The sequence below is a fragment of the Roseobacter denitrificans OCh 114 genome, assembly GCF_000014045.1.
Taxonomy (GTDB): domain Bacteria; phylum Pseudomonadota; class Alphaproteobacteria; order Rhodobacterales; family Rhodobacteraceae; genus Roseobacter; species Roseobacter denitrificans.
On record NC_008209.1, the window covers coordinates 2,090,810 to 2,114,202 of the forward strand.

Here is a 23,393-nt window from a genome sequence, read left to right on the forward strand (position 1 = left end):
GAATTACAGATAGCGTCCACCGCGCTCAAGCACTTCGATCTCGTAGCCATCCGGATCGGCCACAAAGAAAAAGCGCGCGATGACCTCCCCATCGGGCGCAAATTCAACGATCTTTCGCGGTGACAGGCCTGCGGCCTCAAATCGGGCATGTTCGCTGTCGAGATCCGTGACCGACACCGCCAGATGGCCATAGCCTTCGCCAAGCTCGTAAGGTTGGGTGCGGTCTTTGTTGACGGTCAGTTCAAGTTCGAAACTGGTTTCCGGATTGCTGAGATAAAGCAGCGTGAAATTGGTGAAATCCAGCCTGTCTGCGACTTTCAACCCGAATGCGGTATCGTAAAAGCGAACCGACGCATTTTCGTCACGCACCCGGATCATGGAATGAATGGCTTTGGCCAAAGTGGTCCCTCCCGTTGTTCACATGGAACATCGTGCAGGAGGGCCGCAGGACTTGGGTAGTATTCCCGTACTACCCCGTATTTTTTCTTTGGCCTGTCTGGCAGCCGCTATTCAGCAGCCAGCGTCAGGCTTTTGCGCTCCGGGTTCATCTCTGCGAACTTCAGGCAGGCGCAGCGCAGCAGTGAGGTGAAATTCTTTGGTTCCCCGCGTTTTTCCAAAACTTCGGTGTGCAGCTTTGAAATGAAACAGGGGGCGGTTGTGCCCTCGCTCTGCGCGATTTCGTCAATCACTTCCCAAAAGGCATTCTCCAGCCTGATGCTGGTGCTTTGCCCGTTCAACCGCAACCGACGCGTGGTGCAGCTATATCGTTCCGGATCCTGTCCGGCAAAAACGTCGCACATAAGGTGCCCTCCCATTGGTCCGCTGCGCCAGTGATGTTGTTCCGGCGGTCGGATGTTTGGTTTTAACGTTAAACATCATGGGTATTATTGTCTATTGCCTTGCGGATGTGTCATTTGGGCGATGCGCATACGCTGGCGTGTGTTTGACGTCTTAGAGGTCTGATATTATTTACCAATCTGTGCCGCCACATGCCACAGTCGTGCATCAGGGCATGCGTTTTGCGCCGCTGGCCGGGGGCAGGGGGTGCGTATCACGCGCCTTCTGCCCAACCCCGCGCACGATGGCCCCAATCTGCATCAGCTGGTCGGACAGGGGGTTGGTTTTGCGCCAGACCATGCCAATGGTGCGCGACGGGCCGGGTTTGGGAAAGCGCGCAACCGCCACATCCGCAGACCGCGTTTCCAGCGACAGAGCCATTTCGGGGATCAAGGTGACGCCGATGCCCGCCCCGACCATCTGCACAAGCGTCGAGAGCGAACTGCCCTCCATCATCTGGCGGGGGTGCGCTTCGACCGATTTGCAAAAGGACAGGGCCTGATCGCGAAAACAATGACCCTCTTCAAGCAGCAACAGGCGCATCTCCTGCAGCATTTCCGGGCTTGGGACGGGTTTTCCTGCATCCTGCGGCGGGCGGACCAGCACGAAATCCTCTTCAAAGAGCGCAAACTCCCGCAACGCGGGTTCCGAAATCGGCAGGGCCACAATCGCCAGATCCAATCGCGCCTCCAACAGGTCCTGAATCAGGGCTTGCGTCACGGATTCGCGCAATTCGACATCAAGATCCGCAAACCTCTGCGCGAATGATGTCATGATCGACGGTAACAGATAGGGGGCGGCGGTTGGAATGACCCCGAGCCTGAGTCGGCCGGCAAGTGGGCCTTGCGCCGCGCGGGCGAGTTCGTCCAGCTCATCAATACTCAGCAGAATTTTGCGGGTTCTGGTGATGAAATCCGACCCCAGGGACGTCAGGCGAATTTCGCGCGTTGCCCGTTCAACCAGCGGCGCGCCCACCAATGCTTCGAGTTCCTTGATCTGCAGGGACAGGGCGGGCTGCGTGATGGCGCAGGAATCAGCGGCGCGCCCAAAGTGTTTGTGGCGGGCGAGCGCGTCGAAATATCTGAGCTGTTTCAGGGTGAGGCCAATCATAAGAAAAACTTATCACGATGGTCAGAATAATCAATTAGTGTCTTTGCGGTGCAGTTGTTAGAACCGTTCCAAACTGAACCCTCAACCAACTGTGGAGAGACTGTGATGGACGGAAATAACGTAGATCCAACCGGCGGATGCCCTGTGATGCATGGCGGTAACACGGCGATGGACAAGCCCGTGACCAAATGGTGGCCCAATGCGCTGAACCTCGACATTCTGCACCAGCATGGTGCGCGCACGAACCCGATGGACCCGGATTACGACCATCGCGCGGCGGTCAAGGCGCTTGATTTCGAAGCGGTCAAGGCGGATGTCAAAGCGCTGATGACGCAGGATCAGGATTGGTGGCCCGCAGACTGGGGACACTACGGTGGCTTGATGATCCGGCTGGCGTGGCACTCGGCGGGCACATACCGCATGCAGGATGGCCGTGGCGGTGCGGGATCCGGGAACATCCGCTTTGCGCCTCTGAATTCATGGCCCGACAACGCCAGCCTCGACAAGGCGCGTCGCCTGTTGTGGCCTGTCAAAAAGAAATACGGCAACGCGCTCAGCTGGGCGGATCTGATTATCCTCTCCGGTAACATGGCCTATGAATCCATGGGCCTGAAAACCTTTGGCTTCGGCTTTGGCCGTGAGGATATCTGGGGCCCTGAAACCGACGTCTATTGGGGCAGCGAGAATGAATGGCTGGCGCCAAGCGAAAACCGTTACGGCGATCTGGATGATGCCTCCACCCTGGAAAACCCCCTGGCGGCGGTGCATATGGGGCTGATTTATGTCAACCCTGAAGGTGTGAATGGACAACCTGATCCGGCCCGCACCGCACAGCATGTGCGTGAGACTTTCGCGCGTATGGCGATGGATGACGAGGAAACTGCCGCCCTGACCTGTGGCGGGCACACCGTGGGCAAGGCGCATGGGCGTGGCGCTGTCGATAACATCGGTGTCGAACCCGAAGCCGCAGGGATTGAGGCGCAGGGCTTTGGCTGGTCAAACCCCAGGCATGACGGCAAGGCGACAAACGCCTTCACTTCCGGTATCGAGGGGGCCTGGACCACGCATCCGACACAATGGGACATGGGCTATTTCAAGCTGCTCTTCGGCTATGAGTGGCAGTTGACCAAATCTCCCGCCGGTGCATGGCAGTGGGAGCCGATCGACATCAAGGAAGAAGACATGCCGGTCGATCCGACCGACCCTTCAAAACGTCACCAGCCGATGATGACCGATGCGGATATGGCGATGAAAGTCGATCCGATCTACAACGAAATCTGCCAGAAGTTCATGGCCGATCCGGAGTATTTCGCCGATGTCTTCGGGCGCGCGTGGTTCAAGCTGACGCACCGCGATATGGGGCCAAAGGCCTGCTATATCGGCCCGGATGTGCCCGCAGAGGACCTGATCTGGCAAGACCCCATCCCGGCGGGCAGCACGGAGTATGACGTCGCTGCCGTCAAGGCGCGCATTGCCGACTCCGGTCTGTCTGCGGCTGATATGATCGCGACCGCCTGGGACAGCGCGCGCACCTTCCGCGGTTCTGACAAGCGGGGTGGTGCCAATGGCGCGCGCATCCGTCTTGCGCCGCAGAAGGACTGGGCCGGTAATGAGCCTGAGCGTCTGGCGAAAGTGCTGGGCATTCTTGAGCCGATCGCCGCGGAAACCGGTGCCTCTGTTGCGGATGTGATCGTTCTGGCCGGGAATGTGGGGCTGGAGCAATCCATCAAGGCCGCAGGGTATGATGTTGACGTACCTTTCGCCCAAGGACGCGGCGATGCAACGGCAGATCAAACCGATGCTGCATCCTTTGATGTGCTGGAGCCGCTTGCCGATGGTTTCCGCAACTGGCAAAAGGCGGACTACGCCGTCAGCGCCGAGGAAATGATGCTGGACAAGGCGCAATTGCTGGGGCTCACAGCGGCGGAAATGACCGTTCTGGTGGGTGGCATGCGTGTGCTGGGTGTCAATCACGGCAATTCCAAACATGGTGTCTTTACCGACCGCGCAGGGCAGCTGACGCCTGACTTCTTCGTCAACCTCACCGATATGGCCTATAGCTGGCATCCGGTGGACGGGGAAAACACCTATGAAATCCGCGACCGGGCCACGGGTGCGGTCAAGTGGACGGCAACAAGTGCTGATCTGGTGTTTGGTTCGAACTCCGTCCTGCGCGCTTACGCCGAGGTCTATGCACAGGATGACAACGCCGAAAAATTCGTGCGTGACTTCGTGGCAGCCTGGACCAAGGTGATGAACGCGGACCGCTTCGATCTGGCGGCCTAAAATCAATGGCACCGGGCGCGTGATGCGTGCCCGGTGCCATTTCTATATTCGATAAGTCAGTGGCTCATCAGAACCGGGATTTTTGCGTGCAACGCGATGTCATGCGTCACACCGCCGATCAGGCCCTCGCGCAAAGGCGAGTGCTCATAGGCCCCCATGATCAGCAAGCCCGCCCCTGACGTTTCACAATAGTCCACCAGCGTGTCGGCGATGGTTTTGCCAGTACGATCAAGCTGCTTGATCGACACATTCACGTCGTGGCGATCAAGCACCATTTCGACATTCAGACCGGGCAGGCTGCCTGCGAGCGGCGAGCGGCCCACGGATACGATTTCCACCGAAACTTCGGTCTCAAGGATTTGCATCGCATCCGCCAGTGCGCGCGCCGCCGCCCGTCCGCCATCCCATGCGACCACAGCCTTGTTGTTGAAAACCGAGCCGCGATACCCGGCGGGAAAGATCATCACCGGGCGCCCGCTGTCGAATGTGACCCGGTCGGGGTAGATTTCGATATGCGACTGACCGGGTTTATCGGATGTCTCATGCATGCCAATGACCGTGAGATCAAACAGGCGGGCATAGCTTGCCACCGTTTGCTGAACCGGCCCGTCGCTGTCGATCCAATGCAGTTTATCTGCTGGAACGTCGGCGCATATCTCTCTGAAACTATTCTCTATTTCCTCATTCGACTGGTTCTCGACCTCCATGATCGCCTCTTTGACCCGCTTGGGCATCCAGGGTTTGATCTGGCTGGAGAGTTGAGAGCCACCATGCGCAAACAGGCCGGTCAGATGCGCATCGAAAAACTTCTGCATCGTGACCGCGCCGTGCAGGGCCGCACCGGATCCGGGCAGGCCGTTATAGGCGACAAGAATGTTCTTGATGGACATAGCGACCCTCCCTCAGGCGTAGAGCCCGGCCGTTTTCGCGCGCAATTTGGTCAGCGCAAGCACCGTATCAATCGTGGGCGTCGGCGTCTGCGTCACCTTGCCCAATTCATGTACCGAGCCGAGCAGGGCATCGATTTCCATCGGGCGACCAGCATCGAGGTCTTGCAGCATAGATGTGCGATGCGCGCCCACAGCCGCCCCCCCGTCGATGCGACGATCCACATCAATCGGGAATTTCACGCCAAGTTTTTCTGCGATTTCCTGCGCTTCGACCATCATGCCGCGCGCAACGGCACGGGTGCCGGGATCTGTGCACAACACATCCAGCGTTGCATGGGTGAGCGCAGAAATCGGGTTGAAAGACAGGTTGCCCCATAGCTTGACCCAGATTTCGTCGCGCAGGCGGGGGCGCACGGGGGCCTTCAGCCCTGCAGATGCGAGCGCTTTTGACAAGGCCAAGGCGCGGTCGGACTTTGATCCATCCGGTTCGCCGAGGGAAAAGCGGTTGCCCTCGATGTGCTTGATCGTGCCGGGTTCGGACACTTCGGCGGCGGGATAGACCACGCAGCCGAGCACGCGGTCCGGACCGAACCCGTCCCATTGTGCATTGCCCGGGTCCACGGTGCTGAGTCGTGTGCCTTCCAGTGGGCCGCCGATTTTGTGGAAATACCACCACGGCACGCCGTTCACGCCGCTGACGATGGTCGTGTTCTCACCGATCAGCGGCTGCATTTTATCCACCACAGGCGGGACAGAATGGGCCTTGAGCGTGACGATCACGTAATCCTGCGGCCCAAGGTCCGACGGGTTGTCAGAGGCGGTGACCTTGACGGTGCTTTCGCCGCTTTCCTCGATCAGCGTCAGGCCCTTTTCCTGCATGGCCGCAAGGTGTGGGCCCCGCGCGACGAGACTGACGTCCGCGCCAGCCTGTGCGAGTTTTACGCCCATATAGCCGCCTATGGCGCCCGCTCCGAATATGCAAATCTTCATGGTGTTTTTCCTTCAAATCCCCTGAGCCGCGCTGGTGGTATTGCAGCTATAACAGGGGCTTAACTGCGCTGATCAACTTTGCAAAGCTGATCAGCGCATTTTGCAAAGTACCCGGTCAGGCGCTTTCGACAAGGCCGAGCTTTTCCGCCATCCCGATCCGCTGCATCTTGCCGGTGGCCCCTTTGGGAATTTCATCCAGAATGATCACTTTGCGCGGTACTTTGAAATCGGCCATCCGTTCAGCGGCAAAATTGCGAATGTCGCGTTCGGTCGCTTCCGCTTTCAATACAACTGCGGCTGCAACCTCTTCGCCGAGTTTCGGATGGGGCAGGGCAAAGGTGACCACCTGTGCAATCGCCGGATGATCCAGCAGAACGCCGTCCACTTCGAGGGGGCTGATCTTTTCACCGCCGCGGTTGATGATCTCCTTCAGGCGTCCGGTCAGATGCAGGTATCCATCCTCGTCAAACGCCCCCTGATCCCCGGTGCGGAACCAGCGGTCGCCATCGGCCTCGAAGAAACTCTTGGCGTTGGCTTCGGGGTTGCCTTCATACCCGGGCGTGACGTTGGGGCCGGAAATGACAACCTCGCCGGTGCCTTCGGTCAAGCGATCCTCGATCTCATGGGCGATGCGCACCTTCGGGCCGGCTTCAATTCCGACGGCACCCGGTTTTTGCGCGCGCGGGGGCAGAGGGTTTGACGCCATCTGATGCGCGGCTTCCGTCATGCCGTAGCCTTCGATCACCGGCGCGCCAAAGGTCTCGGTCAGCGCATGCATGACTTGCGCAGGCAGCGAGGCAGAGGACGACCGCAGGAACCGCAGGGGCACATTTTCGATGATCTCTGCATTGCGCCCCGCGCGCGTCAGGATCGCCTGATGCATTGTGGGAACGGCGGTGTACCAGGTCGGTTTGGCATCGCGCATCCAGCCGAAGAACTTGAGGGCGTCAAAACCGGGGGTGCACCAGACCGAGGCCCCCGCCGCAAGCGTCGCGGAAACAGCGGCAAGCAGCCCGTGAATGTGAAACAGCGGCATGACGTTCATGCAGCGATCCTTGGGTGTCAGGTCGAGCGATGCGCGAATGTGTTCTGCCGAGGCGGCGACATTGGATTGCAGGAGCGGTACGATTTTCGGTCGCGATGTCGTTCCGGACGTATGCAGGATCAACGCCACATCATCCGGGCCGGGTGCGGCTGTGTCGGCCTGACCGGTCGCGTCCGAGGACAACTCGAAACGGCCGGCGTCAGCGCCATCAGGGACGCTGACGCGCAGAATGGCGATGTTCAATCGGCGAGCTGCCGCAACGGCGGGCCCTTCGTCGCCTGCCATGACCATCAGCGCTTTGGCCTGCAGGTCCTCAAGGTAGAAAACGTATTCATCCTCGCGGTAGGCAGGGTTCAGAGGGGCGGTGACTGCGACCTGTGCTACGGTGATGAAAGAGGCGGCCATTTCGGGCCCATTGGGCAGCACGATGGCAACGCGGTCGCCCCGGCCAATGCCGAACCCGTGCAGTGCGTCGCGCACATTTGTGCTCAACTCACGCAAGCCCCCATAACTCAGCCACGCCGCTGTCGGCGATCCAAGCGCGGGCGCGTCATCTGCATGAGCGGCGATGAAACCAGACACTGTTGTATGCATCGTAATAATCCTTGGTTTATTTGACTTCCGGCTCCGATCAAGCCTTTTGCGCACGGTTCGCCTTTTTGACGTACTTGAGCAAGGGCAGCAAGAAGAACACCACACTGATGGCGATAAAGGTGCCAGACAAGGGCCGTTCGATAAAGGCCATCATGTTGCCCTGCTCCGAGATGAGGGTTTGACGGAAGCTCTTTTCCATCAGCGGACCCAGCACGAGGGCCAGCACCAGCGGTGCCATCGGGTATTCCGCCTTGCGCAACAGATACCCCGCAACGCCAAAGCCGATGATCAGCCAGACGTCATGCATTTTCTGGCTCGGCGCAAATCCCCCGACGATGCAGAGCACCAGAACAAGCGTGCACAAAACAGTGAACGGCATCCTCAGCGCCCAGACAAAGACCGGGATCAGCGCGAGGTTGACCAGCACCGCGGCAAGGTTCGCCGTGTACAGCGAGGAAATCAGACCCCAGACGAAATCGGGCTGTTCGATGAACAACATCGGCCCGGGCACAAGCCCCCACATGACCATCCCGCCCAGCAACAAGGCCGTGGTCGGAGAGCCGGGAATCCCCAGGGTCAGCATCGGCAGCAGCGATCCGGTCGAGGCGGCGTTGTTGGCCGTTTCAGGCGAGGCGACGCCCTCGATATTGCCCTTGCCAAAGGTCTCTGGTTGTTTGGACATCAGTTTGGACAGACCATAGGACATCAGCGCGGCAGGCGTGGCCCCGGCGGCGGGCAGCATGCCGACGAAGAAGCCCATGGAAGAGCCAAAACCGAGGGTTTTCCAGAGTTTGCCTACCTCTTTGATGCCAAACCACAGATCGCGGAACGTCAGTCTTGCCGGCGTGACGGAGGGGGCGGATTTTGATGTTTCGATGGTATAGAGAATTTCGCCGACGCCATAGATGCCGATAGCCAGCACCAGAAAGCTGACGCCTGAGTAAAAGCCCGGCTGGTCAAAGAAAATCAGCCTTGGATCACCGGAGATCAGATCCAGCCCAACAGTGGAAAGCGCAAGACCGAGACAGATCATGATGATGGTCTTCAGGATGTCATCCCCACCGAGGCCCACGAATGTGGTGAAGGCAAGCAGGACCAGCGCGAACTCCTCAGCAGGGCCGAAGGCGAGCGCCACATCGGCCAAAGGGGCGGCAAACAGCGTGAACAGGATCACCGAGATCGTACCGCCCACAAAGGAAGCAACAGCCGCCGCAATCAGCGCCAGACCCGCGCGGCCCTGTTGCGCCATGGGTCGTCCATCAAATGTTGTCGCCACGGCCGTGGAAGCGCCCGGGATGCCCAGCAGGATCGAACTGATCGCGCCGCCATACATGGCGCCATAATAGATGGCGCACAGCAGGATGATGGCCGAGGAGGGCGGCACGATAAACGTCATGGGCAGCACAATGGCCACACCATTGACCGAGCCAAGACCCGGCATAGCGCCGATGAAAAGCCCGGCTGTGACGCCGATGATCACGATAAAGAGGTTGAGCGGCGAGAGGGACGTGGCAAAGCCGTCCGCCAGATGACCGATGAGTTCCATGGTTCTGCTTTCCTAGAAGAACATCGCGTAGAGCGGGAAAAAGAGTGGCTCTGTCAGGCCCTTGGGCAACAGGATCTTCAGAGTGACTTCGAAGAAAAAGAACAGGAAGATCGGCGTGCAGATGCAAAGGGACGCTGTCAGGGTCCAGCCGTGTCTGCCAAAGATCTTGAGATACCAGAACATGAAGAGCGGCAGTGCGATGTAGGCGCCCGCCACGGGCATCAGCGCAATTGTGATCGTGAGTGCAACTGCGACGCTGACCACCCAGGAGAGCGTTTCAGGGTCAAAGAAGTTGCCTGAATAGTCGGTCTTGCCCCGCAGGCTCCGGACCAGAATACCTGCGGCGCAGACAAACATGATCGCCGAGAGCCAGAACGGGAAGGCCCCGCCGCCCGGCCCGCCGGTCATTCCGTTCCAGCCAATGGACAGCTCCGATGCGTGCCACATGAAGTACAGGGAAAGGGCCATTATGGCCCCGGCGATCACTCTGTCAGCCATTAACATGAGGTATCTCTTTGCATTTCAGAAGGGTAGGAAAAGGGGGCACCTGCGCGCCCCCTTCCGGCTCGTGTCCGAGGATAATCGAATTAGGAACCTTCGTTCATGGAGCTCAGCAGGTCGGCATGTTTTGCACGCTCTTCGATGAAATAGGCCTGCAGCTCATCACCGGTCAGGAAGTCCGCCATCAGGGCTTTTTCCTGCGTGTATGTCTGCCACTCTTCCGAGGCGGCGAGGTTTTCAAACATCTTTGTGTAATAAGCAACCGCTGCCGGATCCATGCCTTTGGGAGCTACGAAGGAACGCTGCATCCAATAGACCAGATCATGGCCCAACTCTCCCATGGTGGGCGTGTCGGGAAAGACCGAAATCCGCTCGGGCGTGAAGGCCGCGATGGGGCGTACCTTGCCCGCATTGTAAAAACCGAGCGCTTCGGAGGGGTTGTTCACGGAACTGTCGATGTGCCCACCGACAAGGTTCTTGGCAACATCGCCGCCACCTTTGAAGGGCACGTATGTGACTTCGATCCCGAATTCCTTCTCAAGCATCGCCGTGACGAGGCTGTCTTCCTGGCCTGTGCCGGTGCCGCCCATTTTCCATGTGCCACCCGCGTCCTTGACCGCAGCCACATAGTCATCCAGCGTTTTGATGTCGCTGTCGGCGTTTACCCAGAGCACGAATGTGTCGAGCGCCATACGCGCCACTGGCGTGAACTCTTCGATATCGACACCGATGTCCGTGCGCAGGGGGGTTGTGTAATAGCTGTTGAGCGTCGCCATGATGACATGGTTGTCGCCTTCTTTGTCCTTGAGATAGCGCAGCGCTTCAGCGCCGGACCCGCCGCCCTTGTTCACCGGCAGGATCGGCATGGAGGCAAGGTTTTCCTTTTGGATGATCGACTGGAACAGACGCGCCAGACGGTCCGCACCACCACCCTGACCGGCCATGATGACCATCTCGACCGGTTTTTGCGGCTTCCAGTCGCCAGCGATGGCGGGGGCTGCCGTCATCAGCGCCGCGGTGGCTGCCATGGCGAGCGCGATACGCCGTGTAAATCTGTTAGTCATGTAGTGTCCTCCCTAAGACCAAACGGGGCATGCACCCCTTATGAAAGCGTTGAGAAAGGCTGTCGCGTACCTTACCTGACGAAGCTACATAGACCCGCGAAATATTATTTCACGAAAATACGTGTTCGGATGTTAATTATTGCATTAACGAAATTATTTCTTGTAAACTTGTTAATATGAGTAAAACACTTGTCGGACCGCAGTTGCGACAACTCAGGCGGTCGTTTAATCACACGCAGGCAGAAATGGCGCGCCAGCTTGGTGTCTCCGCCGCCTATATCAACCTGCTTGAGAACAACCAGCGCAGCCTGTCCGTCAAGATGTTGATGGAACTGACCGAAAGCTACGGCATTGATTGGCGCAGCCTGGTCAATGACAGCGAAATCACGCATCTGGCCGATCTGCGCACAGCGGTGCGCGACCCGATTTTCGAAGGCGATACGCCGGATTTACAGGAAATGCGCGCAGCGCTGGACCATGCGCCCAAACTGGTCGATCTGTTTTTGCAGCTTTATCGCAATCACGCGAAACTGCGCGACAACATGCGCAGTGTCACCGCAGCCGGTGGCGTTGCGGAGATGATGGTGACCTCGCCGGAAACGGCGATCTATGATTTTTTTCGCAACCACGCCAATTATTTCAGCGATCTCGAACTGGCGGCGGATTCGGCCCGCAGTGCTGTGGGTGGGCGGCAGGACGACATTTACGGCAACCTCAAACGGCACCTCAAAAATGCCTTTGGTATTGAGGTGGAGATCATGGGTGTGGACAAGATGCCCGAGGCCCTGCGCATTTTCGCCGAAGATCAGGGGCGCGTTGAGCTTTCCGAGGCGCTGGATCAGATCAACCGGAATTTCCAGCTGGCCCATGTTCTGGCGCTGGTCAGCTGTGCGGGATTGCTGGATAAGTTATCCGCCAGCGCGCAAATTCCGACGCAAAAGGGTCAGGCGCGTTGCCGGGTGGAACTGGCCAACTACTTCGCCGCGGCCTTCATGATGCCCTATGACGATGTGCTGCGGGTCGCACGAGACACGCAGTATGACATAGACCGGATCGCGACCACCTTTGGCGTGTCCTTTGAGCAAGCGTGCCAACGGCTCACCACGCTACAACGCAAGGGGGCGCAGGGCGTACCGTTTTTCTTTTTGCGCACCGATACATCGGGCAATGTGACGAAACGCTTCAATGCCACCGCCTTCACCCTTGCGGAGCAGGGCGGTTCCTGTCCGGTATGGAACATCCACAGCGCCTTCATCTCGCCGGGGCGTATCGTGGCGCAAATGGTCGAACTGCCGGATGCCGGGCAGTTTTTCACCATCAGCCGCACCTCAGACCGGCCTGTGGTCAGTCGCCACACGCCGGACCGGCGGCGCGTTGTGACCTTGGGGTGCGAACGCGCGCATGTGGATCAGATCGGCTATGCGGCCCCGCTGAACATCGAAGACCGTGCCAACATCGCTAAAATCGGCATCAACTGTCACATTTGCCCGCGTCAGGCCTGTTCGGAACGCGCGCATGAGCCCTTGCATGTCAACCTGCCGGTGGATGCCAACCGGCGCGGCTCCACCCGGTACGAAAGTTGACAGAACCGGGCTGGGTACAAAAAAAGCCCCGGCGATGTCGCGCGCCGGGGCTTTTTCAGCGGTCAATTCGTGGCTCAGGCCAGAATTTTGTTCAGAACCTGTGACGGTCGCATCACGGCAGCGGTCTTGGCGTCATCGGTGTGAAAATAGCCACCGATGTCGGCAGGCGCGCCCTGTACTTTGGCAAAATCAGCCACAATCGCGGCCTCATTCTCGGCCAGTGCCGCTGCGATGGGCGCAAAACTGGCTGCAAGTTCCGCATCGTCGGTCTGCGCGGCCAGTGCCTGCGCCCAATAGAGCGCAAAATAGAAGTGGCTGTCGCGGTTGTCGGGCTGACCAACCCGGCGGCCGGGTGATTTGTTGTGATCCAGAATGCCTTGGGTCGCCACGTCTACGGCCTTTCCGAGCACGCGGGCCTTTTCGTTGCCTTTGACGTCTGCCAGAAACTTCAGGCTTTCCCCCAAGGCGCAGAATTCACCAAGGCTGTCCCAGCGCAGGTGGTTTTCCTCGACCAGTTGCTGCACGTGCTTTGGGGCTGACCCACCTGCACCGGTCTCAAACAGACCACCGCCCTGCATCAGTTTCACGATCGACAACATCTTGGCCGATGTGCCCAACTCAAGGATCGGGAACAGGTCCGTCAGATAGTCGCGCAGCACGTTGCCGGTGACGGCAATGCTGTTTTCGCCCTTGGCAATGGTTTCAAAGGACAGGCGTGTGGCCTCGCGGGGGGCGAGGATCTGGAATTTGTCGGTGGCCCCCGCAGCGGCAAGCAAGGGTTTCACATAGGCGATCAGCTCCGCATCGTGGGCGCGATCTTCGTCGAGCCAGAAGATCGCCTGACACCCTTCGGCCTTCTGGCGGTCGATCGCCAGTTGTACCCAGTCCTCGATCGGGGCCTGGCGGGTGGAGGCGGAACGCCAGATGTCGCCAGCCTCGACCGTATGTTCGTGCAGAACATCACCGTTGGCGGCGCTCATGCGCACCGTCCCGTCATGGGGGATTTCGAAAGTGGTCGGGTGCGAGCCGTATTCCTCGGCCTTTTGCGCCATCAGGCCCACGTTTTGCACGGTGCCCACAGTGGCAGGGTCGATCGCGCCATTGGTCTTGCAGAAATTCACCGATTCCTCATAGACCGCCGCATAGGAGCTGTCAGGAATGACGCAATTTGCATCCGCTTCGGCCCCGTCCGGCCCCCAGCCTTTGCCGCCGGCACGGATCAGCGCGGGCATGGAGGCGTCGATGATCACATCGGAGGGGACGTGCAAATTGGTGATGCCCTTGTCGGAATTCACCATGTACATCGGGGGCTGCTGCTGCATCAGCGCATCCACTTTCGACAGGATTTCAGCACCTTGCGGCAAGTCCTTGATGCGGTCCAGCACCTCGCCCATACCGGAGTTTGCATCAATTCCGGCCGCAGCAAAAGCATCGCCATATTCGGCAAAGATCGGTTTCAGATAGGCTTTGACCGCATGACCAAAGATGATCGGGTCGGACACCTTCATCATCGTGGCTTTGAGGTGGATCGAGAACAACGTACCCTCTGCCTTGGTGGCCTCAATCTGTGCCTCGAGGAAAGCCGAGAGCGCCTTGGCAGACATGAAGGTGGCATCGACCACTGTGCCTGCCGGAAAATCAATGCCGTCTTTCAGCACTGTCACGGCACCATCCGCGCCGATCAGTTCGATCTTGGCAGGGCCTGCCTGCGCGGCACTCAGGGTCACGGATGTTTCATTGGATCGAAAGTCATTGGCGCTCATGGTGCTGACGCGGGTTTTGCTGTCTTTCGACCATGCGCCCATGGAATGCGGGTTGGATTGGGCGTAATTCTTCACGGCAACTGCGGCACGACGGTCCGAGTTTCCTTCGCGCAGCACCGGGTTGACTGCGGACCCCTTGATCGTGTCGTAGCGCGCGCGCGCGTCCTTGTCGGCCTCTGTCTGCGGGTTTTCCGGATAGTCCGGCACCGGGTATCCTTGCGCTTGCAGTTCCTCGATCGCAGCGACCAGTTGCGGGACCGAGGCGGAAATATTCGGCAGTTTGATGACATTGGCATCTGGTGTCTTCACCAGTTTACCCAGTTCCGCCAAATCATCGCTTTGGCGTTGATCGGCTGACAAATGCTCGGGGAATGCGGCGAGGATGCGCCCGGCGAGCGAGATATCCTTGACCCCCACCGAAACGCCGGCGGCGGCTGCGAACTTGCGGATGATCGGCAGAAGCGACGCGGATGCGAGCTGCGGTGCCTCGTCAACTTTGGTGTAGATGATGTCGGGAGTGGTTGTATCGGACATAGATTCCAAGCCTTTCATGTCAGTTGGCGTTGATTAACCGACCGTTCTGCGCAGGTCCACAGCGTGTTGCGGTAACAGAGCGGATACGCCGCACCCCATGGTATACAATTGAGCAATCGTGACGCCAGTCACAGCGGAATCGGCACGACTACTGCGCGGCCAGCGGGCGCGGCGCATCCGTCAGCGTCCCTGTTTGGCTTGCGTCCTGCGATTTTTGACGGCGGGCATAGAGCAGCGCAAACATCGGCGGGACGAAGTAGAACGAAACAACGGCGGACAGCAGAACACCCCCGGCAATCGCCACGGCAAAAGGTGGCCAGAACCCGCCGCCCGCCAGGATCAGCGGTAAAAACCCGCCAAAGGTCGTGATCGTCGTTGAGATAATGTGCCGACTGGACCCGGTGACGACTTGCGCCATGGCCTCAGTATCGCCCATCGCGGCGCGTGCGTTTCCCTTGAGGCCCGTTAGGATTATGATCGCGGCATTGATCGACACACCGATGGAGCCGATCACGCCGATGATTGCATTGATGCCAAAAGGAAATTGCATCACGGCAAGGGCCAGCATCGACAATCCGGCAGACAGGACGCACACGATCAGGGCCACCGCTGTCAGGCGGAACGAATTGAACGTCAGCGCAATCGTGGCAATCGTCAGTGTCACAATCAGCCCGACAGAGGCGAGCAGATTGCCAATCGTGTCTGACCGCGCATCGGAATCGCCGCCCAGTTCAATGCGGTAGCCGGCGGGGGTTTCGAAACCCGCAGCCTCAAGCGAGGCGAGCACGGATTGCAGCGCCTCTTCGGGTAAGACGCCGGGCACGATATAGGCCTGCACGGTGTTGACGCGTTCCCCGTTGCGCCGGGTTATGACGCTTTCTGCCGCCTCAACCACAGGGCGGGCCAGTTCCGACAGTGGCACCGCCGGGTAAAGCCCCTGCGCGGAAAGCTCAGCCGCATTTGGCATCAGAATCGGCAGGTCCGCCATGGCGGATATTTCGCCCTGCACGGCGTCAGTGAGGCGGACGCGGATCGGCATTTGGTCGGTGCCTTCGACCATACTGCCCCCCGTCACGCCAACCAAAGCGGCCTGAAGCTGCGCTGCAATATCGGTGACATTCAGCCCCAGCAGCCGTGCGGCGGTCTCATCAATCTCAAAGCGCAGTTGCGGCGCACCCCCCGTCACGCCGGAGCGGACCTGTGTCACAAGCGGCAAATCGGCCATCAGCGCGCGCGCCTGATCGCCCAGAGCGCGCAACACATCAAGATCCGGGCCGACCAGCCGGATTTCGACCGGGGCGGCAACGGGCGGGCCCTGAATGAGGTCGCGCACGATGATGCGGGCCTTGGGGTGCGCGCGGTTCAGGGCCTGTGCACCTCTGGCACCAACCGTTCAGCGGCGTAGGCGTCCGTGGTCTTGACCATGGCCTGCGCATATCCGGGCTCTGACGAGCGGCCACTGGTGATGTTGTAGTAAAACGCAGGGCCGGATTTTCCGATCGACCAGTAGACGCGATCAATGCCCTGTTGTGCCGCAAGACGCGCATCAATTGCCGCGGCTATCTCTGCCGTTTCAGAAATCGCCGTGCCGGGGGGCATTTCCACTTCGATATAAAACTGATCCCTCTGAACGCCGGGAAAGAACTGCGCGGTCAGCGTCGGGAAAGCGCCAAAGCCCATGGCTGGCAGGATCAGGGCCAGCGCAATGGATTTTACAGGGTGGGTGACGGACCATTGAATGGTCTTGTGAAACGCGCGGCCCAGCACGGGGATGGACAGGCCACTGCCCGTGCCACGTTTCATGAAACGACCGGCCAGTGCGGGCGTGACGGTCACGGCGACGAACAGCGACCAGATCAACATCAACACCACGGCAATCGCGATGGCGCCGACGAAATCACCCGCAGGCCCCGGCAGCAGGATCATCGGAGTGAAGGACAGCGCGGTCGTGACGGTCGATGCCAGCAGCGGTGCCGCCAACCGGCGCGTGGCGTCACCGACCGCATCTATCCGTTCCATCCCGCGGGCGAGACGCTGGCGTACTTCGTCGACCATCACGATGGCGGCGTCCACCAGGAGACCCAGTGCCACGATCAACCCGGTGACGGACATCTGGTGGATCGGCAGACCGAGAAAGTTCATGCTGGCCAGTGTCGCCAGAGACACAACCGGCAAGACCACCGCCACGATTGCTGCCGCCCGCACGCCAAGCGTTACAAACAACACGGCCACAACGAGGGAAACGCCGATGGCCATATTCATGCCGACCTCGGCCAGCCGGTCCGCGGTATAGGTGCTTTGATCAAACATCAGTGTTTCGGTGATGCCATAGGGCAGGGCGTCCTGGCCGCTTTGCAGTTCTTCGCGCACGAAAGACATCCAGCGGTCGATCTGCACGCCATCCTGCGCCAGAACACCCACCAGCACCGCCGGTCGCCCCAAGGCCAGCGCGAGTTCTTCGGGCGGGTCGGCGACGGTGCGCTTGATCTGCGCGATATCGGAGAGAACGACGCTGGCGCTGCCCTCATTCTCGCGCAGAACGACAGACCCCAGCCTGTCCAGCCTTTCGATTTCTCCCGAGATGTTGATGGTCAGGTCCACGTCGCTGTTTTGCAAGCGCCCCGCCTGCACTTTGCCATCGGCGGCGGCGATACGTGCGGAGATATCCGAGGCGGTCAGACCCAGCGCAACGGCCTGCTGGGGGTCGACCTCGACGCGGATTTCGTCCTCCGGTTCGCCAAAAAGGTCAACGGCGCGCGTGGAGGGGATCGTGCGCAGCCGGTCCGCCAGCGCCTCTGCATGATCGTGCAGGATCGAGAGAGGGACGCCATCGTGATCCGACGTGACAGCGACGACGGCAGAATAGGCGGAGATGCCCTCGGCGTTGAATTCCGAGGCTTCGACACCGGCGGGAAAATTGCGGCGCGCGTCCTCGACCGCATCCCGCGCCTCCGACCAGACCTGTTCGATGGTGGCCTCATCCAGCGTTTGCAACAATTCGACAGACACAACCGAAACACCGGAGCGGGACACGGATTCGATCACGTCCACTTCGGCGATTTCGCGCAATTCCTCTTCGATCTCCGCCGTAACCAGCGTTTCGACGCGCGCAGGATCAGCGCCGGGAAAGGGCGTTGTGATCGTTGCAAACAGATTGGTGATGGTCGGGTCTTCCTGACGGCCCAGCGACAGGAAGGAGGACAACCCCGCCGAGACAAGGACCAGAATGATCAGCGCGACAAGCCGGGGGTGGCGAAAGGTCAGCGTTTCCACGCGTCAGCCCTCCTGCGTCAGAACGCTGACGCTCTGACCGGGCACCACGCGGTGCGCGCCTGTGGTGACGAAAACGCTGCCCTGCTCAAAGGTGCCGCGCACATAGGCGCGCTGGTCTTCGATATGAAGGATTTCCACGGCTGCGGGTTGCAGCCTGTCCTCGACCACCAGCATCAGCGTCCAGACGCTGCCTTCACCGGATTGCAGCGCATCAACTGGCACCCAGGCACCCTGCGCCTTGATGTCCGAGCGCAGGACGAGGGATGCGCTTTGCCCGAACAGCAGGTTTCCCGGTTTCTCCAGCGAAAACAGGGCGGTGCGGGTTCGGGTGATCGGGTCGATATCAGGCCGGATGCGCGACAGTTTTGCAGGGTGGAGCGTGCCACCAAGGGAGATCTCCACCGACCTGAGGTCATCCGCAGCGATATCGAGCGGCAAGCCGACCCGCAGTTCCGGCGCGGAGGTTTCCATGATCCGCACGATGGGTTGCCCGGCCTGAATGGTTTCTGCAGCATCCACGTTCTGCATCCCGACCTGCCCGTCAAAAGGCGCATAGATCACCGATTTCTCAAGATTGATCTGTACCGATTTCAGTGCGGCGTCGATTTCGGCGATGCGGTTGGTCAATTCATCGCGCGCAGCCAGTGCATCATCAAGCCGCGCCTGACTGGTAAATCCTTGTCGTTGCAGCTCAATCGCGCGGGTCAAACGCGCCTCTGCGGAGCTGAGTTGTGCGGCAACCGCGCCCCGCGACGCGCTGAGCCGGGTTGCCTCTGCATCCAGCAGATCGGTATCAAGGCGGGCAATTTCCTGCCCTGCCACGACGCTGTCGCCCTCATCGACCGACAGGCTGACAATGCGCCCCCCCAATTCAAAGGACAGGGACACATTTGCGCGCGCCTCGATCTGACCGGTAAAGTGGCGCGGGGTGGTATAGCCCTGCTTCATCTCGATCGTCTGCACATGAACGGGCAGGGGGCGGGCAGCTTCGGGTTCCGGCACAGCGCGCGCGCGGTCGCTCAAAAGGCCTACGCCCATGACCACAGCAAAACCCGCGATCCCAATGAAACTAACGGTCAGGATCATGCGCGCCGTTGTGCCCAACACCTTTCTTGTCCAAGTCTGCTTTGTTGGTCCGGTCATCTCAACTCTCACTCAAGTTAGCACCTCTAACATATGTTAGAACTTCTTACTTTGACAAGGGTTACGTATTCTGAAACAGAATGGATTATGGAAGAGAGTACAAATGCCGGAAAACGGGGCAGTTATCATCACGGGGATCTCAGGTCTCAACTGATCGAAGCCACGCGCGCCCTGGTCGAGGAAAAAGGACCGGATCACTTTTCGGTATCCGAGGCCTGTCGCCGTGCCGGTGTGTCCACTGCGGCGCCCTATAAACATTTCGCGGATAAAAGCGGCATGCTGCGCGCCGTCGCCATGGAAGGGATGGTGCGCCAGCGCGAACAGCTTCTTGCCGAATTGCAGAAATACGAGCCCGGCACGTTGGGGCGCATCGTTGGTATGGGGCGGGTCTATGTCAATTTCGCGGTGGCGGAACCGGGCGTTTTTCGGCTGATGTTTGGTCTGTCCGAAGATCACGGGGATCACAGCGATCTCGTGGCGATGGGCGATGATACGTTTCTGGTCGTCAAAAAAGAAGTGGCGCGCTGCCGCGGCGCGGATGAGGTGACGCCTGAGGACGAACATCAGGCGTTCCTGTTGTGGAGTTTCGTACATGGTCTGTCGTTTTTGACCATAGACGGCAAGCTGACCGAAAAAAGAGTGACCGTCGATCTGGAACATGTGCTGGAGGACATTGCCCGGCGGGTCGTGACCACAACCATAGGGTGATCGCGCCATCGGCAAGACCCCGCCGAGTGATAAAATCTCTTTGATTTCAGCGGATAAACGGTGGACCAGAAGCCCATTCACTGTAAGGGTCGCACCAATTGTATTGAAGGAGAGTGACCGTGAACAATCGAAGTCAGGCAGCCGTTGAAATTGCGCGGATCGGGGGCGAACTGGCGCTGGAGTATTTTCGACGCCTCGGATCACTCGTGATCGAAGACAAGGGCCCGCAGGACTTTGTATCCGAGGCTGACAAAGCGGTTGAAACACATATTCGCAACCTGATCACCGCCGCTTTCCCGGATGATGGGATCGTTGGTGAGGAGGATGCGCCAAAGCCATCCACGACGGGGTACACTTGGGTCATTGACCCGATTGACGGGACCACAAATTTCATCTCCGGCATTCCGGCGTGGACGGTGGTGCTGGCTGTCGTGTGCGAGGACAGCACGCAGATCGGTGTGATCTTTGATCCGGTGCATAACGAGATGTTCGTGGCCAATCGCGGTGCGGGGGCCACTCTGAATGGTGCGCCCATGGCCTGTGCGAGCGATGCGCCGATTACCCGTGGGACCGTTGGCACCGGCTATTCAAGCCGGATTTCCGCGCAGGCCTCTGCCGAGGTCGTGCTGGCCATTCTGGAAAAGGGTGGCGTGTTTCATCGCAATGCATCGGGCGCGCTGTCGCTGGCCTATGTGGCGTCGGGACGGTTGCTTGGGTATATCGAAGAGCACATGAACGCCTGGGATTGTCTGGCCGGACAGCTGCTGATTGCCGAAGCCGGTGGGCAGATCGAGGATCAAAGCGCCAACCAGATGATTGCACAGGGTGGACGCGTGATCGCTGGCGGAAGTGCGGTTTTCGATGACCTGTTGAAGATCGCGGATACCGCCTACAAGTAGCCTGCCGAGCACCGGGGCACGGTTTAGGGCGTCTGACGAAATACCTGAAACATCAAGAAGCACGTAACGTGTTGAAACCTTTGTTTTCAGGCGGCGTTACGTGATTGCGGTTTTTCGCATGTCGCTTTAGGGCGTTGATTTTTGGTGCAGGGTGCAATCAGGGGTCAGCAATGCGTTACATATGGTTTGCGCGTTGGGCATGTCGTTTTGCGCAACCTTTGCCTGCGCATCTGCATCCGCGAACCCGTGATCGTGCCAGCGTTTCAACAGGCGAGCGCGCAGTACGTCGGAGGAGACGGACACATAAACCGCGAAATCCCAAAGAGGGCGCAGATCGCGCCACTCCGGGGCGTCGAGCAGCAGATAGTTGCCCTCGACAATAACGGTCGTCGCACTCGCCTCGGCGATGCCTGCGCCAGCCACGGCGCAATCCAGATGGCGGTCAAAGAGCGGGTAAACCACGCTGTCCTCCCGCAGCAGGCGGCGCAGCAGATGCGCCAATCCGGCCACGTCGAAGGTCTCGGGCGCACCCTTGCGCGCACTCAACCCGCGTTCGCGCAGGATGCGGTTGTCAAGGTGAAACCCGTCCATCGGCAGCGCGCAGCTGTTGGGGACGCGTTCGGCCAAGGCCTCGGCGAGCGTTGATTTCCCACTTGCGGGCGGGCCAGCCAAGGCAATCAGCCGCCTTTTGTTGCGAAAGGGCAGCGCCGTGATCCGTGCGGCCAGCGCCTCTAGATCCCAGTCAAGCTGCATGCGCCCCATCCGGCACGGTGGCCCCGGTCATATAGGCCACGGCGTCGGACATGGAGTGATCCTTGGGGTCGACAACACAGAGGCGTTTGCCCAGACGGTGCACGTGAATGCGATCTGCGACCTCGAAAACATGCGGCATGTTGTGGCTGATCAGGATGATCGGGATGCCTCGGCTTTTGACGTCCTGAATAAGTTCCAGCACGCGGCGGCTTTCCTTGACGCCAAGTGCGGCGGTCGGCTCGTCCAGAATAATGACCTTGGACCCGAACGCCGCAGCGCGTGCGACCGCCACCCCCTGACGTTGCCCGCCCGAAAGCGTCTCGACCGCCTGATTGATGTTCTGGATCGTCATCAACCCAAGTTCGGACAGCTTTTCGCGCGCGATCTCTTCCATCTTTTTGCGGTCAAGCTGGCGCAGCACCTTGCCGCGAAACCCCGGTTTGCGCAGCTCGCGCCCCATGAACATATTGTCGGCAATCGACAGGGCCGGTGACATGGCAAGTGTCTGATATACCGTTTCAATACCGGCATGACGCGCATCAATGGGGGAGGTGAAGCGCACCTGTTGGCCTTCCAGTTCAACGATGCCTTCGTCCGGTGTCACAGCGCCGGACATGGCTTTGATCAGCGTGCTTTTGCCCGCCCCATTGTCCCCGATCACGGCCAGTATTTCGCCCGGCATCAGGTCAAAGTCACAATGATCAAGCGCTGTAACCTTGCCGTAGCGTTTGACCAGCCCGCGGCCCTTCAAAATCGGTTCCATTATGCCGCCACCTTCCTGATCCATTGGTCAACCGCCACCGCGGCGATGATCAGCGCCCCGATCAGCAGGAATGTCCATTGCGCATCCGCACCGAGCAGACGCAGGCCGAGCGTGAAAACCCCGACGATCAGCGCGCCAAAGAACGTCCCAAGGATCGACCCGCGCCCGCCAAACAGCGAAATCCCCCCGATCACCACGGCGGTGATGCTTTCGATGTTCAACAGCTGTCCTGACGTGGGGGAGACCGAGCCGATCCGCCCGATCAGTGCCCATCCGGCAAAGGCGCAGATCAAACCGGCCAGCGCATAGACAGAAATCAGCGTCTTCTTGACATTCACCCCGGACAGGGCGGCAGCTTCGGGATCATCGCCCACCGCATAGACGTGCCGCCCCCAAGCCGTGTGTTTGAGCACATAGGCCAGCACCAGCACAAGGACCAGCATAAAGACCACACCAAAGGTAAAGACCGCGCCGCCCACATTGAACTTCGCACCCATCAATTGCAGCATCGGGGCCTGTTCCGCGATGTCCTGACTTCGGATTGTTTCATTCGCGGAATACAGGAAATTCGCCGCCAGCACGATTTGCCACATGCCCAGCGTCACGATGAATGGGGGCAGTTTCATCACCGCGATCAGCCAGCCATTCACGGCACCGATCATTGTGCCAAACGCCAGACCACAGACGATTGCAACCTCAACCGGCACCCCGTAGCGAAAACTGAATTGTCCCATCACAACCGATGAGATCACGGCGATGGCCCCGACGCTGAGGTCAATGCCGGCGGTCAGGATCACAAGGCTTTGCGCTGCCGCCACAATGCCGACGATCTGCACCTGTTGCAGGATCAGCGTCAGCGCGAAGGGCGAAAAGAACCGCGTGCCCAGCAAGACGCCAAAGATGGCAATGGATGCAAGCAGGACGATGAGCGGGACAAGGGCAGGGGTTGTATGCAGCGCATGGTGAAAGCGGCTGACAATCCCCTTCTTGCCTGTATCAAACGAGGCAATTTCATTCGCGGCATCCGCGCTTGCGGCCTCGTAATTGTCGGGTCCGGACATTGCGGTCTCTCCTTGTTGAGATGCCGTGACATCTGGTTTTGAACAACCAA

20 protein-coding genes are annotated in these 23,393 nt (G+C 59.5%); 4 read left to right on the forward strand and 16 right to left on the reverse strand.

All coding sequences use genetic code 11. From position 1 onward, the window contains the following. Nucleotides 1–3: 3 nt before the first annotated feature. The 3 genes from RD1_RS10125 to RD1_RS10135 all read right to left on the reverse strand — a co-directional run bounded on the left by RD1_RS10125 (nucleotide 4) and on the right by RD1_RS10135 (nucleotide 1,947). Nucleotides 4–399, reverse strand: a complete 396-nt coding sequence (locus tag RD1_RS10125) for a VOC family protein (RefSeq protein ID WP_011568404.1) — start codon at nucleotides 397–399, stop codon at nucleotides 4–6. A gap of 107 nt (nucleotides 400–506) precedes the next feature. Next, the gene (locus RD1_RS10130; RefSeq protein WP_011568405.1) at nucleotides 507–800 is read right to left on the reverse strand and encodes a ribbon-helix-helix domain-containing protein; all 294 of its coding nucleotides are present in this window, start codon (nucleotides 798–800) and stop codon (nucleotides 507–509) included. 205 nt (nucleotides 801–1,005) lie between these two features. Beyond that, the gene (locus tag RD1_RS10135; RefSeq protein WP_011568406.1) at nucleotides 1,006–1,947 is read right to left on the reverse strand and encodes a hydrogen peroxide-inducible genes activator; all 942 of its coding nucleotides are present in this window, start codon (nucleotides 1,945–1,947) and stop codon (nucleotides 1,006–1,008) included. A gap of 105 nt (nucleotides 1,948–2,052) precedes the next feature. On the opposite strand from RD1_RS10135, the gene katG reads away from it, so the two are divergent. Next, a complete protein-coding gene (katG, locus tag RD1_RS10140) occupies nucleotides 2,053–4,233 on the forward strand; it encodes a catalase/peroxidase HPI (RefSeq protein WP_011568407.1) in 2,181 nt (726 codons plus the stop codon). A 56-nt stretch (nucleotides 4,234–4,289) separates the two neighbouring features. Here katG and RD1_RS10145 read toward each other — a convergent pair whose 3' ends face one another. The 6 genes from RD1_RS10145 to RD1_RS10170 form a co-directional block, all read right to left on the reverse strand. Beyond that, nucleotides 4,290–5,123, reverse strand: a complete 834-nt coding sequence (locus RD1_RS10145) for a universal stress protein (RefSeq protein ID WP_011568408.1) — start codon at nucleotides 5,121–5,123, stop codon at nucleotides 4,290–4,292. Between the two features lie 12 nt (nucleotides 5,124–5,135). Further along, the gene (locus RD1_RS10150; RefSeq protein ID WP_011568409.1) at nucleotides 5,136–6,113 is read right to left on the reverse strand and encodes a 2-dehydropantoate 2-reductase; all 978 of its coding nucleotides are present in this window, start codon (nucleotides 6,111–6,113) and stop codon (nucleotides 5,136–5,138) included. Between the two features lie 115 nt (nucleotides 6,114–6,228). Beyond that, nucleotides 6,229–7,752, reverse strand: a complete 1,524-nt coding sequence (locus RD1_RS10155) for an acyl--CoA ligase (RefSeq protein ID WP_011568410.1) — start codon at nucleotides 7,750–7,752, stop codon at nucleotides 6,229–6,231. A gap of 37 nt (nucleotides 7,753–7,789) precedes the next feature. Continuing rightward, complete coding sequence (locus RD1_RS10160; protein WP_011568411.1) at nucleotides 7,790–9,298, reverse strand: tripartite tricarboxylate transporter permease; 1,509 nt, start codon at nucleotides 9,296–9,298, stop codon at nucleotides 7,790–7,792. Nucleotides 9,299–9,310: 12 nt separating this feature from the next. Then, nucleotides 9,311–9,796: a tripartite tricarboxylate transporter TctB family protein gene (locus tag RD1_RS10165; protein WP_253186811.1), complete on the reverse strand. Its 486-nt coding sequence runs from the start codon at nucleotides 9,794–9,796 to the stop codon at nucleotides 9,311–9,313. An 89-nt stretch (nucleotides 9,797–9,885) separates the two neighbouring features. After that, entirely contained in the window at nucleotides 9,886–10,863 is a 978-nt protein-coding gene (locus tag RD1_RS10170) for a tripartite tricarboxylate transporter substrate binding protein (protein ID WP_011568413.1), read from the reverse strand. A 176-nt stretch (nucleotides 10,864–11,039) separates the two neighbouring features. On the opposite strand from RD1_RS10170, the gene RD1_RS10175 reads away from it, so the two are divergent. Beyond that, entirely contained in the window at nucleotides 11,040–12,446 is a 1,407-nt protein-coding gene (locus tag RD1_RS10175; protein WP_011568414.1) for a helix-turn-helix domain-containing protein, read from the forward strand. Nucleotides 12,447–12,520: 74 nt separating this feature from the next. Here RD1_RS10175 and RD1_RS10180 read toward each other — a convergent pair whose 3' ends face one another. From RD1_RS10180 to RD1_RS10190, 4 genes are all read right to left on the reverse strand, one after another. Then, the gene (locus RD1_RS10180; RefSeq protein WP_011568415.1) at nucleotides 12,521–14,743 is read right to left on the reverse strand and encodes an NADP-dependent isocitrate dehydrogenase; all 2,223 of its coding nucleotides are present in this window, start codon (nucleotides 14,741–14,743) and stop codon (nucleotides 12,521–12,523) included. 148 nt (nucleotides 14,744–14,891) lie between these two features. Further along, the gene (locus RD1_RS21280) at nucleotides 14,892–16,076 is read right to left on the reverse strand and encodes an efflux RND transporter permease subunit (RefSeq protein WP_245897245.1); all 1,185 of its coding nucleotides are present in this window, start codon (nucleotides 16,074–16,076) and stop codon (nucleotides 14,892–14,894) included. Between the two features lie 29 nt (nucleotides 16,077–16,105). Then, complete coding sequence (locus RD1_RS21285; RefSeq protein ID WP_245897247.1) at nucleotides 16,106–18,016, reverse strand: efflux RND transporter permease subunit; 1,911 nt, start codon at nucleotides 18,014–18,016, stop codon at nucleotides 16,106–16,108. A gap of 3 nt (nucleotides 18,017–18,019) precedes the next feature. Next, nucleotides 18,020–19,159 (reverse strand): efflux RND transporter periplasmic adaptor subunit, encoded by a 1,140-nt coding sequence (locus RD1_RS10190; protein WP_011568416.1) that lies wholly within the window; start codon nucleotides 19,157–19,159, stop codon nucleotides 18,020–18,022. Nucleotides 19,160–19,246: 87 nt separating this feature from the next. On the opposite strand from RD1_RS10190, the gene RD1_RS10195 reads away from it, so the two are divergent. Both RD1_RS10195 and RD1_RS10200 read left to right on the forward strand, forming a co-directional pair. Further along, the gene (locus RD1_RS10195) at nucleotides 19,247–19,867 is read left to right on the forward strand and encodes a TetR/AcrR family transcriptional regulator (RefSeq protein WP_011568417.1); all 621 of its coding nucleotides are present in this window, start codon (nucleotides 19,247–19,249) and stop codon (nucleotides 19,865–19,867) included. Between the two features lie 119 nt (nucleotides 19,868–19,986). Next, on the forward strand, nucleotides 19,987–20,766 hold the full coding sequence (locus tag RD1_RS10200) for an inositol monophosphatase family protein (RefSeq protein ID WP_011568418.1): 780 nt from the start codon (nucleotides 19,987–19,989) through the stop codon (nucleotides 20,764–20,766). A gap of 126 nt (nucleotides 20,767–20,892) precedes the next feature. Here the strand turns inward: RD1_RS10200 and RD1_RS10205 are convergent, their stop codons facing one another. From RD1_RS10205 to RD1_RS10215, 3 genes are read right to left on the reverse strand one after another with little or no spacing between them, the layout of a single operon-like run. Next, nucleotides 20,893–21,519 carry an AAA family ATPase gene (locus RD1_RS10205; RefSeq protein WP_011568419.1) on the reverse strand — a complete coding sequence of 209 codons (627 nt, stop codon included), beginning with the start codon at nucleotides 21,517–21,519 and terminating at the stop codon, nucleotides 20,893–20,895. Continuing rightward, the gene (locus tag RD1_RS10210; protein ID WP_011568420.1) at nucleotides 21,509–22,282 is read right to left on the reverse strand and encodes an ATP-binding cassette domain-containing protein; all 774 of its coding nucleotides are present in this window, start codon (nucleotides 22,280–22,282) and stop codon (nucleotides 21,509–21,511) included. Before RD1_RS10210 ends, RD1_RS10205 begins: the two co-directional genes overlap by 11 nt. Continuing rightward, a complete protein-coding gene (locus RD1_RS10215) occupies nucleotides 22,282–23,343 on the reverse strand; it encodes an ABC transporter permease (protein WP_011568421.1) in 1,062 nt (353 codons plus the stop codon). The genes RD1_RS10210 and RD1_RS10215 overlap by 1 nt, the downstream gene beginning before the upstream one ends. Nucleotides 23,344–23,393 lie beyond the last annotated feature (50 nt).